The 12,697-nt window shown below is 35.8% G+C and carries 14 protein-coding genes; 4 read left to right on the top strand and 10 right to left on the bottom strand.

Annotation, left to right across the window (positions count from 1 at the left end; translation table 11 throughout):
- Nucleotides 1-30: 30 nt before the first annotated feature.
- Complete coding sequence (locus ABFR62_09710; GenBank protein ID MEN8138699.1) at nt 31-1,251, bottom strand: serpin family protein; 1,221 nt, start codon at nt 1,249-1,251, stop codon at nt 31-33.
- A 331-nt stretch (nt 1,252-1,582) separates the two neighbouring features.
- Between ABFR62_09710 and ABFR62_09705 the strand changes: the two genes are divergently transcribed.
- The gene (locus tag ABFR62_09705; GenBank protein ID MEN8138698.1) at nt 1,583-2,971 is read left to right on the top strand and encodes an AAA family ATPase; all 1,389 of its coding nucleotides are present in this window, start codon (nt 1,583-1,585) and stop codon (nt 2,969-2,971) included.
- A gap of 44 nt (nt 2,972-3,015) precedes the next feature.
- Here ABFR62_09705 and ABFR62_09700 read toward each other — a convergent pair whose 3' ends face one another.
- The 9 genes from ABFR62_09700 to ABFR62_09660 form a co-directional block, all read right to left on the bottom strand.
- A complete protein-coding gene (locus tag ABFR62_09700) occupies nt 3,016-3,216 on the bottom strand; it encodes a YwbE family protein (protein MEN8138697.1) in 201 nt (66 codons plus the stop codon).
- An 82-nt stretch (nt 3,217-3,298) separates the two neighbouring features.
- Entirely contained in the window at nt 3,299-4,237 is a 939-nt protein-coding gene (locus ABFR62_09695; GenBank protein MEN8138696.1) for a 2-hydroxyacid dehydrogenase, read from the bottom strand.
- 167 nt (nt 4,238-4,404) lie between these two features.
- Nucleotides 4,405-5,754, bottom strand: a complete 1,350-nt coding sequence (gene mgtE, locus ABFR62_09690) for a magnesium transporter (GenBank protein ID MEN8138695.1) — start codon at nt 5,752-5,754, stop codon at nt 4,405-4,407.
- Between the two features lies 1 nt (nt 5,755).
- A complete protein-coding gene (rsmA, locus tag ABFR62_09685; protein ID MEN8138694.1) occupies nt 5,756-6,520 on the bottom strand; it encodes a 16S rRNA (adenine(1518)-N(6)/adenine(1519)-N(6))-dimethyltransferase RsmA in 765 nt (254 codons plus the stop codon).
- 78 nt (nt 6,521-6,598) lie between these two features.
- A complete protein-coding gene (locus tag ABFR62_09680) occupies nt 6,599-6,916 on the bottom strand; it encodes a DUF4286 family protein (GenBank protein MEN8138693.1) in 318 nt (105 codons plus the stop codon).
- A 203-nt stretch (nt 6,917-7,119) separates the two neighbouring features.
- On the bottom strand, nt 7,120-8,919 hold the full coding sequence (locus ABFR62_09675; protein ID MEN8138692.1) for a tetratricopeptide repeat protein: 1,800 nt from the start codon (nt 8,917-8,919) through the stop codon (nt 7,120-7,122).
- An 8-nt stretch (nt 8,920-8,927) separates the two neighbouring features.
- The gene (locus ABFR62_09670) at nt 8,928-9,314 is read right to left on the bottom strand and encodes a thioesterase family protein (GenBank protein MEN8138691.1); all 387 of its coding nucleotides are present in this window, start codon (nt 9,312-9,314) and stop codon (nt 8,928-8,930) included.
- Between the two features lie 34 nt (nt 9,315-9,348).
- Nucleotides 9,349-9,711 (bottom strand): dihydroneopterin aldolase, encoded by a 363-nt coding sequence (folB, locus tag ABFR62_09665; protein MEN8138690.1) that lies wholly within the window; start codon nt 9,709-9,711, stop codon nt 9,349-9,351.
- A 17-nt stretch (nt 9,712-9,728) separates the two neighbouring features.
- The gene (locus ABFR62_09660) at nt 9,729-10,316 is read right to left on the bottom strand and encodes an outer membrane beta-barrel protein (protein ID MEN8138689.1); all 588 of its coding nucleotides are present in this window, start codon (nt 10,314-10,316) and stop codon (nt 9,729-9,731) included.
- A 534-nt stretch (nt 10,317-10,850) separates the two neighbouring features.
- Between ABFR62_09660 and ABFR62_09655 the strand changes: the two genes are divergently transcribed.
- The 3 genes from ABFR62_09655 (at nt 10,851) to ABFR62_09645 (ending at nt 12,614) form a co-directional block, all read left to right on the top strand.
- Nucleotides 10,851-11,429, top strand: coding sequence for a YeeE/YedE thiosulfate transporter family protein (locus ABFR62_09655; GenBank protein ID MEN8138688.1), 579 nt, complete (start codon nt 10,851-10,853; stop codon nt 11,427-11,429).
- Between the two features lie 12 nt (nt 11,430-11,441).
- The gene (locus tag ABFR62_09650) at nt 11,442-11,855 is read left to right on the top strand and encodes a DUF6691 family protein (protein MEN8138687.1); all 414 of its coding nucleotides are present in this window, start codon (nt 11,442-11,444) and stop codon (nt 11,853-11,855) included.
- 249 nt (nt 11,856-12,104) lie between these two features.
- Complete coding sequence (locus ABFR62_09645) at nt 12,105-12,614, top strand: acyl-CoA thioesterase (GenBank protein ID MEN8138686.1); 510 nt, start codon at nt 12,105-12,107, stop codon at nt 12,612-12,614.
- Nucleotides 12,615-12,697 lie beyond the last annotated feature (83 nt).

Here is a 12,697-nt window from a genome sequence, read left to right as displayed (position 1 = left end):
TTAATGTTTTTTTTTGAGATATAATCAATATTATTCTTCATATTTTGGGTCTCCCAACCTTCCCATAAAACATATTGAACCTGTAACATTTTCTTTTATCATGTAAATAAACGGCTTATTCGCATTGAAAGTTATAGGTTGTGGTTCTATTGATGTATATTCCATACCTACTACAGTTACTGCTGCTGCTTCAGTTCCCTCCTCGTTTACATCAATAAAGGTTTTTTGCAAAACATAGGAAATATTTAGTGGGATATTACTGATATTACTAAAATCGGCACGACCCGAAAAAGCAATTCCCAATCCCATTTCAATAAGTTCGTCGTTTAGCTTATTCTTATACTTTAATTTGAATTTGGGAATATTCACTGAAACTTCTGTGGTGTCATATTCATTGCGCCAGTTTTCCCAATTTTGCGAATTCAGTTCACTAACAATGTTATCAGTGGTTTTTTGACTATTTGGAAGTAATATTACCATAGAGAACTTATCCTGTTTGTAGGGTAAAATAACAGAAGTAAATAGCTCATTTTCGGTATATTCTATATCAGCGGTTAATGTCATCATTTCTGCTTCCGTTGTTTCATCCGGGCTCTTGTAAAAAGATTTATTTTCCGTGTACTCCGGATCGAATTCGTATTTCCAGTTTGCATTAAAATATAGTGCATTTATTAAAAACATAACTTCTTCCGGTTCAATTTTTTCGATTATTGTTGGAATTTTATCATATGTTTTTTCCGATACCCATTCGTTTATAATATCAACTGTAGCAGGATCACTAAAGTTTAAGTTTTCTACTTCCGCGTTGTAATACTTCCTGTTTAGGTTTACAAAATCTTCTTTAACGGGGAAGGTTTCTTCTATCCATATGGAATTAGCAATTTCCATAACAGATCCGTCCGAACTCCCCGATAATTTATCTATCAAATCCTTACTGAATTGATTTACTTCTGTTAATGATGAACTGTAATTGAGTGTATTATCAAAAGCCGTTTTCGTATCTCCGTTAGCACCATTGTACGTCATACCAAGTGCAAGGGAAAGACTTAGCGGGGAAACCATAAAATTATCTTCTGCTTCTGCATTTGCTATTTCGTTAAAAAATTCAAAAGCAAATGCGTTGTTAGCTTCGGTAACTTCCTTTGCGCTTTTTGTTAAAAGGTCTGAATTTTTATCAACAAAATCATTAGTCTTATTACAGGAAAAGAACAGTACAGATATTAGCATTAAGCTTGAAATAAATCTTTTCATAACGTAGTATTTTAGTTAGTTTTATATTACACATATCTAACAAGATATGTGCCAGATTCTTGGCGGAAGTAATTAGACGTACGTAATGATTAAATTTAATCAATAATAAATAGTTTGATTATAATACAGATCACTTTTACAAAGGGTTAATATGGCAGGTTTTTATGATAAGAAGCTAATAGTAAATTAACCTATTTTGGTAATCTGCCCTGACTATGTTACAATATTTAACTCAAACTGCCCTGACAATGTTACAAAAAAATGGAGAAACTGCCTTGACTTTGTTACAAAATATACGTAAATTTGCCTTGACTTTGTTACAAAATTGGTGATGGTATTTAGTTTCAAAAGACATATAACAGAATCATTAGAGGATTGGAAATTCAGTGAAAACAGGAAGCCGCTAATTCTCAGAGGAGCCAGACAGGTAGGTAAAACCACTTTAGTCAGGCAGTTCTCGTATAGCTATAAAAACAGTATTCTTCTAAATTTAGAAAAAAAGAAGGATTTAAAATATTTTGAACAATATGAAGATGTACATTCTATTTTAGAAGCATTGTTTATCGCAAATAATATAGCATCTAAGGACAAAAAGCACACGCTTTTATTTATAGATGAAATTCAGGAATCGCCAAAGGCTATTCAGTTATTAAGATACTTTTACGAAGAAATACCGGAATTACATGTTATTTCGGCAGGTTCACTTTTGGAATTTGCGATGCAAAAAATAAAGAGTTTTCCCGTTGGCAGAGTAGAGTATGTGTACTTATATCCGATGAATTTTGCAGAATATTTATTAGCAAATGATTATTTAATCGGACTAGAGCAGCTTAATCAGATACCGGTAAATGTAAATGCACATGATGTATTGATGAATATGTTTCACCGCTACGGTATTATCGGAGGCATGCCCGAGGTTATAAAAACATACCTCAAAACAGAATCATTGAGCGATCTACCAAAGGTGTATGAGAGTATTTGGGGAACATATAAAGATGATGTTGAAAAATATACCTCAAACAGAACGGAAAGAAATGTAATAAAACATATAATGGCAAATGCTCACCTTTATTTAGATGAAAGAATAAAGTTTCAGGGTTTTGCAAACTCAAATTATCGCTCGCGTGAAGTGGGAGAGGCTTTCAGAAATCTGGATGATGCTAAAGTTATTCAGTTGATTTACCCTACAACTAATTTGGAAGTTCCGGTAAAACCTGATATAAAAAAGTCACCGAGGATGCAGTTTCTGGATACGGGGCTGGTAAATCACACTCTAAATATACAGGGTAAGATGCTTGCTATGGATGATTTGAGTTCTTCGTTTAAAGGAGCTATAATACCGCATTTAATTACTCAGGAATTAATTTCTTTGAATACCTATAACAGTAAAAAACCAAATTTTTGGGTTAGGGAAAAGAGACAGTCCTCGGCTGAAGTAGATTTGGTTTACACTTATGAAGATAAAGTAATTCCGATTGAAATTAAGTCGGGAGCTACGGGTTCGTTAAAATCTTTACATCAGTTTATTGAACGAAGTAAACATCCTTATGCTATTAGGATTTTTGGCGGAAAATTTAGTGTTCAGGAGAGTAAAACACCTGCCGGTACGCCTTATTTGCTTATGAACTTACCCTATTATCTCGGTACTAAGATTCCTGAGTATGTAGAGTATTTTGTAGAGAATTATTCGTTGGGAGGTAATGGTTTAATGAGTCAATGATTTAATGCTCAAATGAATCAATGCTTTAATTAGAAGACATAGTTTTAGTCCTCCTCCAATATATTCTTTACTCGTCCAACTTCACCGGAATCTAAAAGTACTTTTATTCCGTGCGGGTGATTTGCCGATTTTGTCAGTATTCGTCTAACGGCTCCTTCGGTGAGTTCGCCTGTGCGTTGGTGATGTTTTTGAACTATTTCAACGTACATTCCAACTTCTATGTCTTTTCTTTTTCTTCCGTCCATTGCCAATGGGTTAATGTGTTAATGATATAATGTTTTAAACCGCAGAGATACGCGAAGTTTTTCGCAGTGTAACGCAGAGGTGTTATTTGAGTAAATTTTCAACCTTATCCACTATCGTCTTTGCCATTTTAAGATTTGATTCGTGAGTCCATCCTGCAATATGAGGGCTTAATATCACTTTATCCGAATTTATCAGATATTCGAATGCCTCAGGGAGGTGGTTTTCAGAAAACAGGTTTTCAAATGATGTTTTTTCATATTCCAAAACGTCTAAACAGGCTCCCAGTACTTTTTCTCTTTTCATTGCATCAACAAGGTCTGTGGTAACCGTAATCGGGCCGCGGGCGGTATTGATGAAGTAAATATTCTTTTTGAACTTTGATAGGAATTCGGAGTTTACCATGTTTTTTGTTAACTCGGTAAGTGGAGTGTGGATGCTTAAAACATCTGTTTTTTCGAATAGCTCTTCGAGTTCTGCCTGTCTGGCATTTTCGTTGCTTAGATTGGGAAGAATATCGTGGAAAATTACTTCAACACCCATACCTGCAAGTACCCTTGAGAAAGCATTGCCCATATTGCCATAACCGATAATTCCAACGGTTTTACCCCGAAGTTCCACACCTCTGTTTCCTTCTCGTATCCAGATACCGTTTCTAACTTCCTTATCTGCCCTGTTGAGGTTGTTAAACAGAGAAAGCAGCATTCCCAAAGCCTGTTCGCCAACGGCATTTCTGTTGCCTTCGGGTGCCGCAATAAGGTTTATTCCAAGTTTTTCGGCATAATTAACATCTATATTTTCTAGACCTGCACCAACTCTTGCGATAAACTTCAGGTGCGATCCGGCATTGAGAAAAGTTTTATCGAGCTTGAAACGACTGCGGATTACTATTCCTGTATAATATTTTAGAATTCCTTCTATTTCCTGTTTCGGGGAGGTGTTATTTAGTTCGGTTTCAAAGCCGAGTTTCTTTAGCCCTTTTGCTAAAGAATGGTGTGTTGTATCTATAAATAAAACTTTCATTATAACTCTTCACTATTTTTTTTGCCCCTGATGGCAGTGATACCCTGCAGTAGCGAAAGTAATTGAATAAAGGAGTGCAAGAGCTTTGAATTTTTTCAAAGATACTTGCACGACTATTATGAAATACTTTGGCTGCGAAGCGTATAAACGGACAGCAGGTTTCCGGCTCAATTAATAAAAGCAGAAGCTATACTGAAATATATCAGCACTCCTACAATATCGTTTGTTGTTGTGATAAAGGGACCGGTTGCAATGGCCGGATCTATGTCGTATTTGTCTAAAATAAGCGGGACTATGGTACCTATTAATGACGCCAAAACCACAACGATGATCAGTGAAATACCGATTGCATAGGCAAAAACAATATCGCTGCCATGCCATTTAATAAAGGCGAATATCAATACCGATAAAACCAGGCCTATGGTTAAACTCAGCCCAATTTCTTTTAGTATCCTTTTGATAACATTACCTTCTTTTATGGTATTATTTGCAAGTCCCTGCACAACGATTGCAGATGATTGCACTCCGATATTTCCGCCCATTGCGGCAATAAGCGGGATAAACATCAGCAGTATGATATGGCCCTGAATAATATCGCCAAATGATCCGATTATATTTCCGGATGTAAAACCACCGAATAATCCGATCAGCAGCCATGGAAAACGCGCTTTGAAGAGTCGCCAGATAGTATCGTCAGATTCTACATCCTGCGAGATACCCGATGCCATTTGGTAATCTTTCTCGGCCTCTTCAACAATTACGTCTACAACGTCATCGATGGTAATTCTTCCTACCAGACGGCCCAGTTCATCAACAACCGGAATAACAAACATATCGTACTTCTGCATAATCAATGCAACGTCTTCATCGTCTTCAGTAACGCTTACATAGTGTACATCTTTCTTGTACAATTCTTTAATTGGAGTGTTTGTAGAAGTTGTTAACAGCGATTTTAGTGAAAGAGTTCCCAAAAGCTTTTCCTCATCATCAACAACATAAATTGAATGAACTTTTTCGACGTGTTCGGCCTGTTTACGCATTTCGCGAACACAGGTAAGAACTGTCCAGTTTTCATTTACCTGTACCAGTTCTTTCGCCATCAGACCACCGGCAGTATCTTCATCGTAACGAAGAAGTTCTACAATGTCTTTGGCATGTTCGGCATCCTCAATTTCGGAAATTACTTCCTGTTTTTTCTTTTCGGGAAGTTCGGCAAGTATGTCTGCCGCATCATCGGTTTCAAGTTCGTCTATAGATGATGCAATATCTTTTGATGACAGTTTTTTAAGAATTCTCTCCCTAACGTCTTCCTCCAGTTCGACCAGAATATCCGAAACAAGATCTTCATCAACTAATTCAAATACATAAATAGCCTGATCGAACGAAAGATCATCCATAATTTCGGCAATATCGGCCGGGTGGAAGTGTTCTAACTTCTCAAGAATTTTTGGATTATTCTTTTGCTCAATAAAATCAACTAGTTCTTCAATGAGAGCTGATGTAATCTCTACGTGCATTCTATTCCATCATTTTTGTTAGTTCAATAAAATCCTCAACACTTAGTTGTTCGGCTCTTTTTGGCATAAAATCAGAGTCCAGTACAGTTTGATTTGGTTGCATCGATTTCAAACAATTACGAAGAGTTTTTCTTCGGGTACTGAATGATTGTTTTACAACTTTTATAAAAAGTTTTTCATCGCAACCCAAACTTTCCTTTTTGTTTCTTCGTAATCTTATAACCGCCGATTTTACTTTTGGAGGCGGATTGAATACATTTTCGTGAACCGTAAATAAGTATTCAATATCGTAAAACGCCTGTAAAAGTACGGAAATTACTCCATAAGTTTTATTGCCGTGTGGCGAAGCAATCCTTTCGGCTAATTCCTTCTGGAACATCCCCGCTATTTCGGGCACCTGATCTCTGTATTCTAAAGCCTTGAATAATATCTGACTCGAGATGTTGTAAGGGAAATTCCCGATAATGGCGAACTTCTCATCACCGAAATATTTCTTTAGGTCTTCTTTAAGAAAATCAGCCGAAATAATATTCTGACTCAACTTTAAGTAATGAGCCTGAAGATATTCAACAGATTCCCTGTCGAGTTCTACAACCTTTAAATTTATAGGTTTCTCGATCAGGTACTTTGTAAGCACCCCCATTCCCGGACCAATTTCCAATACATTATCGTAGCCTTCAAGAGTAATACTTTCGGCTGTCTTTCTTGCAATATTTTCGTCTTTCAGGAAATGCTGTCCTAAATGTTTTTTTGCTCTAACGCTCATATTATATTGTTTGAGGTTTGAGGTTCGTGGTTTGATGTTTTTAACTTCCAACATCAAACTTTCAAACACCAAACATTTCTAAATTGTGAATTCCTCTTCTAATAATGTCATAAAAGTTAAGACTTTCTGACCAAATTTATCGCTTAATTCTTTATTGAATTTTTGACTGTGGTTTACAACGAAGTCTTCCAGTGTTTCAAGACTTGGCGATCGGTACATAACGGCAAATGAAACACCTCCCATTTCCTCTTCAACCAAAACCCTTACCATTTTTGCTTCTTCGAAGTATTCGGTAGACACAATTTTCGGAATAAATTCGTTCTGCATCCACACCAGCCATTCCTCAAGTACACTCTCGTCCACATTGTATGTGATATTGTATAGTACTTTTTTCATCATTTAATAATTTTACATCAAAAAGATTATTAATATACCTCCCTGATTTCTTCCCTGTTATTATTAGGCCAAAAATCATTATTAACTTCGTTGAATCTTCGATTTCGTTAATCCTTGTTCGAAATTCAATAATAAATTATTGCCGGCCGTCGGGCAGGGAACACCGATTTTTGATTTTAGAATCAGACAGCGAATTTATCAGTTTAATTTTCAATCTCATCGTATAGCTCTCTCGCATTCTCAGCAAGTGTGCTATCCGGAAACTTTAAAAGCAGTTCCCTGAGCCACTCTTTTGCTTCCTCCTCGTTTTTTAACTTATGCAAATATACTTCGCTTAAACGCAAAAGTGCAAAAGGGGCGAGATTATTGTCGGGAAATTTACTGTAAAGTGTTTTCAGAGTTTCAATACTTCTGTTGTAAGCCATGCTTTTTTCCAGAATATCTGATTGGGCATATAGAGACGTTGGCACCAGATAGTGGTTGGGGAAGCTTTGAATAATTTGGTTGTAATAGGCATATGAAGAGTCGTTTTGACCCTGCATTTTCAACAGGTCGGCCTTGGCGTAAAGCTTTAGGGGGACATCGCTGCTATCAGAACTATATGAGTTTTGAAGAGTGATCAGAAGCTCTGCCGAATCGTTGGCATACCATTTTGAAACCGATTTTTTTAAAACCTTTGCCTGACCCAAAGCCCATTTAAAATCGCCTTTGTAAAAGGCAACTTTAACCCCTTTAAATTTTGCCTCATCTGCAACATACTGGTCTTTAGTCCATGTTTCTGCCTTCTGATATGCCAGGAAAGATTTTGTAAATTCCTGTTTTATCATGTAAATATCTCCTTCGAGTATGTATTTTGAGGCAATAATATTATCGTATTGTTTATAAGGAGTTGTTTCCTTTTCAAGAATTTCAAGAGCTTTATCCGAATTATTTGTAACGAAGGCAATGAATTCGGCATAGCTTAGTATTAGCGAAAAATGCTCGAAATTAAGGGGCTCTTTTTTTATAGCCTCCTGATATTCTGTGATAATTTCGTCATGGCTCATTTTGTTCTTAGCCTTATCTTCCTGCATTTCGAGGAGAGACTTTGTTGCTTTAAAGTAATTTTCACCCGATTGATCTTCTGTTCTTACGTATTTGAAACATTTTTCTGCTGTACCTTTTTGTCCGACTTTTAATGCATCTTCTCCCAAAAACTGAATAATTTTTAAATCGCTGTAGTTTCTTTTATATAACGATTTTGCCTGTACAAATGCTGAGTCGTATTTCTTTTTCTCGGTAAAATACCATAGCAGCAGCTCCGAAAAAGCTGGCTCATTAGTTTCCTGGATCTTAAGTAATATTGTATTCTTAACCTTCTCATTAATTTCGGGTGAAGGGTTTTGTTTGATGAAGTTCTGGAGATAGCGTTTTACAGCATTTTTGCGTTCGGGTTGTTTCTCGATCAGTACAAAATAATTAGAAAGCATTGAGTCAACATTGCCGAGTTCGCCGTATAAATTAGCTTTTTGAATAGCAAAGTTCAAGGTTGAATTATAATTTTCTGCAGTGATATACGCCTTCAAAGCCCATTCGGTTTCCAGATACTTTTGAAACTGATTGCTTATACTATGTGCTGAATTAGGCCTCTCCGTTACTTTGTTAATTGCTTCATTATAATACTCTTCCGATTTTTTCCGATTGCCTTTTTTCTTTTCTATATATCCCTGATCAACCAAGCACGATGTTCGATATGGATATTTTGTATATGTCGAGTTAATTAAGCTTTCGGCAGAATCCAGTCTTTTTATTTTAACATATGAAGTCAGTAAATTATTATAGTAAATTATATTCCCCGGATTATGCTGATATAGTTTCTCGAGTAATGGGATGGCAGAGTTATAATCGCCATTTTCGAAAAAATGTTGGGCCGAAATTGCATCATCGGCCGATTGTGCCAATAATTGCAGGGATGCAAGTAATAGCAGAAATGTGCTTGTGTATTTTATGAAATAAGTTCGCATTAAATTGCTTACTGCAGCTTCGCCATAAATTTTTCAGGATCTATCACGAAACGTTTATGAATAGAGCTGCCTATTTTTCCATTGCTGTCGAAAGCTTCAATTTCAAATTCCAGAGCTCTCCCATCGACTTTTACCAGTTTCGAAATACATTTTACTTCGTCATTTAACGGAGTTGCTTTAATATGTTTTACATTAATTTCGGTTCCTACCGTATCGTAACCATATTTTTCCTTGAGAAACGAAACCGATTTTAAAGCGGTTAGCTCCATTAAAGCAACCATTGCAGGAGTCGCAAAAACTTTTAGATTTCCCGAACCGTAAAATTCCGCAGTATCATTCTCCCCAACAAGCTTAACCACTTCAAAAACTATTCCTTCTTCTATTTCGAATTGCATCTGTTTATAATTATATTTTATAGGGCATACTTTATTAAGGATGCCTTTTTCCTTTCATTAATACCGATACTTTTTCAACATCACCCCCCATTGGTGGGTTTACCTTCGATAGTTTTAATTTTATTTTTTTGATTTTATCGAAATCCTTAAAGATTCTATTTATTATTCTTTGTCCAACATGTTCCAGTAAACATGATTTTATAGCCATTTCTTCGTGAATAGCTCTGTTAATTTCAGCATAGTTTACAGTGTAGTTGAGGTCGTCTGTTTTTGAAGCCTTTGAATAATCGAGATTAACCTTTATATCGATTAAATAGTCGGAGCCAATCTTGTTCTCTTCTTCCAGACAACCGTGATAAGCATAGATTTTAATGTTTTCAATTAGAATTTTCGACATCAATATAATTTTTAGAATTAGAACTCGTAGGCAAGACCGAATTTAATGCCGTATTCAGTTAGAGCATCGTGATATTCCAGCGCATTAAACTGTATAAGATTGTGTTGCCTAATAAATGGGTTTATGAAAGCTAAAAAGTTTTTACCAAAATGATATTCGGCACCAACGCCCAAACCTAAGCCCATACCATCTTGTTTCGACCTGTTGTGATGCTCATTCGAATCCAATTCCATTGTGAATAAAAGCCCTCCATTAACGTAGTAATATTTTAAAAATGTATAACGTATATATGTTGGAACAGTTATTATCTTAATATTTTCTAATTCCATATTTGCAGGCTCCGAAATAACTACTTCGTGCTTGGCATACATAATTCCTGTTTCAAGTGCCCACACTTTTCTGCGGTTGAATTTTTTAATAAAATTATGTACATAGCGCAATTCTATCGAATTGAATTTTTCACCGTGTATAGTATTGTTCGATAATGATTCATCCTGTAGCATGCTATTTTGTCCAATTCCCAACGAAACTGAAATTTGATTTTGATCCTGAGCGAAACCATAAGTTCCACTTAAGATCAATAATAAGAGTATTAAATTTTTCATATTAAAATCAACTTGGTGTAAAACAAAGGTAATATAAAATGCAATATTGATGTGGTGAATCTTAGATTTTGCACAGATTATTATCTGTAGATATTTAAGGAGTACCTGTTATACAAATTGTAAAATCAATACAGATATAAAAAGAAAAAGGTTCACATAAAATGCGAACCTTTTAGTCAAACTAACCTAAATTTACTACGAAATGCTTTAGCTACAACTACCTTAGCTTTCCGCTGCAAAAATGCTAAGAGTAAATCAGGAAGAAAAATGTTTTAGACAAGTAGCACCTGTTAATGATAAACCCGCCATAGGAAATGATATAAACATGTAAATATTAATATATTTATATTAGTGCTAAAATTTATACTATATTGTGAAATGTAATTACCTGGCAATATGTTGTTTATGTCGGAGTTGGAGTTTTAATTATCTATCAAGGTGATATAAGTCAGGAAATAAACTATTTTTGATACATAATTTAGCCTGATATATTTACATAGAAACTTTAATTCATTTAACTCAAATATTAATAAAATGATGGAATTTATTAGTCAAACTTGGCCCTGGTACGTTTCCGGTACCATAATAGCTTCAATTCTTTTCTTTCTGTTATGGTTTGGAAAAGAGTTCGGAACGTCGGCAGTCACACGAGTACTTGTAGCTATTTTTGGTGGAGGTAAATTTTCGGACTTCTTCGATTTTCCGTGGAAAACGCAGATTTGGAATTTGATGTTTGTCTTTGGAGCTGCAATAGGAGGTTATCTTACAATGCAGTTTATTGCTCCGGAGCCACACTTTGCACAAATTTCGGAGGCAACCGTAAATACACTTAACGAAAGTTATGGCTTTAACCTGACTTATGGTGAAGTGCCTTTACTCCCTGAGTTTTACCAATCTTGGGAGTCAGTTCTTACTCTTAAAGGATTTATTATAGTAGTAATTGGCGGAATGCTGATAGGTTTTGGTGCAAGATACGCCGGAGGCTGTACATCGGGCATGGCAATTTCGGGTATTTCAAATTTCCAGCTACCATCGGTAGTAGCGGTGATAGGATTTTTTATCGGAGGTTTGATAATGGTAAATTATATACTTCCTTTCATCACTAACCTATAATTTTTACGCAGAATGAAACATATAAAATTTATATTAGTAGGGATACTATTCGGAGTTACAATGTATATGACCGAAGCAGTATCATGGTTCAGAATTTTCGAAATGTTCAAATTTCAGGCATTTCACATGTACGGTATAATTGGTACAGCTATAGCTATAGGAATTGTAGTTACATGGATATTTAAAAGTGGTAAACTTAATGACATCAACGGTAATCCCGTAAAAATAAATGATAAAGCAAAAACATGGCCCCGTTATATTATCGGAGGAATAATCTTCGGACTTGGCTGGGGGCTTTCAGGGCTTTGTCCGGGAATGGTATTTATATTAATTGGAGCAGGGAATCCGGTTTTTATAATATTTATGATTTCGATACTTATAGGAACTTTCATGTACGGAGTTCTGAGGACTAAGATTCCTCACTAGAAAACATTAATTATTACACTATTAAGGGCTGTCTTATTTTTAAGGCGGTCTTTTTTTTGGCCGGTTTTACGGGCTCATCCACTATAGTTTTTGCAATAAAAAGTTTTCGCTGTAAATTGCTATAAGGAGCTCATAAAATCGCTCTTATAGCAATACGCTCAATACATTTTATTGCAAAAAGCTGCCGTTTCTATCCCTACCGGAATAGTAACAGTGATAATTTCGTTATCTTTGATAAAAACAACAAATATGCAACAGAAACGAGTAAGCGAATCAACTACTACAATGACCCAGATAGTTCTTCCAAACGATACAAACCCTCTTGGGAACTTATTTGGCGGACAGCTTTTGGCCTGGATGGATCTGGCATCTTCTGTTGCCTCGAAACGTCATAGTGAGGGAATTGTAGTTACCGCATCTGTAAACAATGTTTCGTTTAATGTGCCGATTCCGTTGGGAAGTGTTGTTACTTTAGAAGCAAACGTAACAAGAGCTTTCAATACTTCAATGGAAGTTTTTGTAGATGTTTGGGTTGAAGACCGAAGCGGGAAAGACAAATTTAAGGCCAATACTGCCATCTATATTTTTGCCGCTCTCGATGAAGAAGGGAATAAAAGAAAAGTTCCGGAAATATTACCGGAGACCGACGAAGAAATGAAAAGGTACAAAAGTGCCCTTCGTCGTAGGGAAATGAGTTTAATTCTTGCCGGGAAATTGAAGCCAAAACACGCTACAGAATTGAGGGCCTTGTTTGAGTAAATATAAATTACCCAATTACTTTGTTTGAAGCAATGAGACAGCAAATGGATTATAATAAACTTTGCGCCCTCTGCGAAAAGCTT

This window comes from Bacteroidota bacterium, from assembly GCA_039714315.1.
Lineage (GTDB): Bacteria > Bacteroidota > Bacteroidia > Flavobacteriales > JADGDT01 > JADGDT01.
This window is presented reverse-complemented; position numbering and strand designations above follow the sequence as displayed.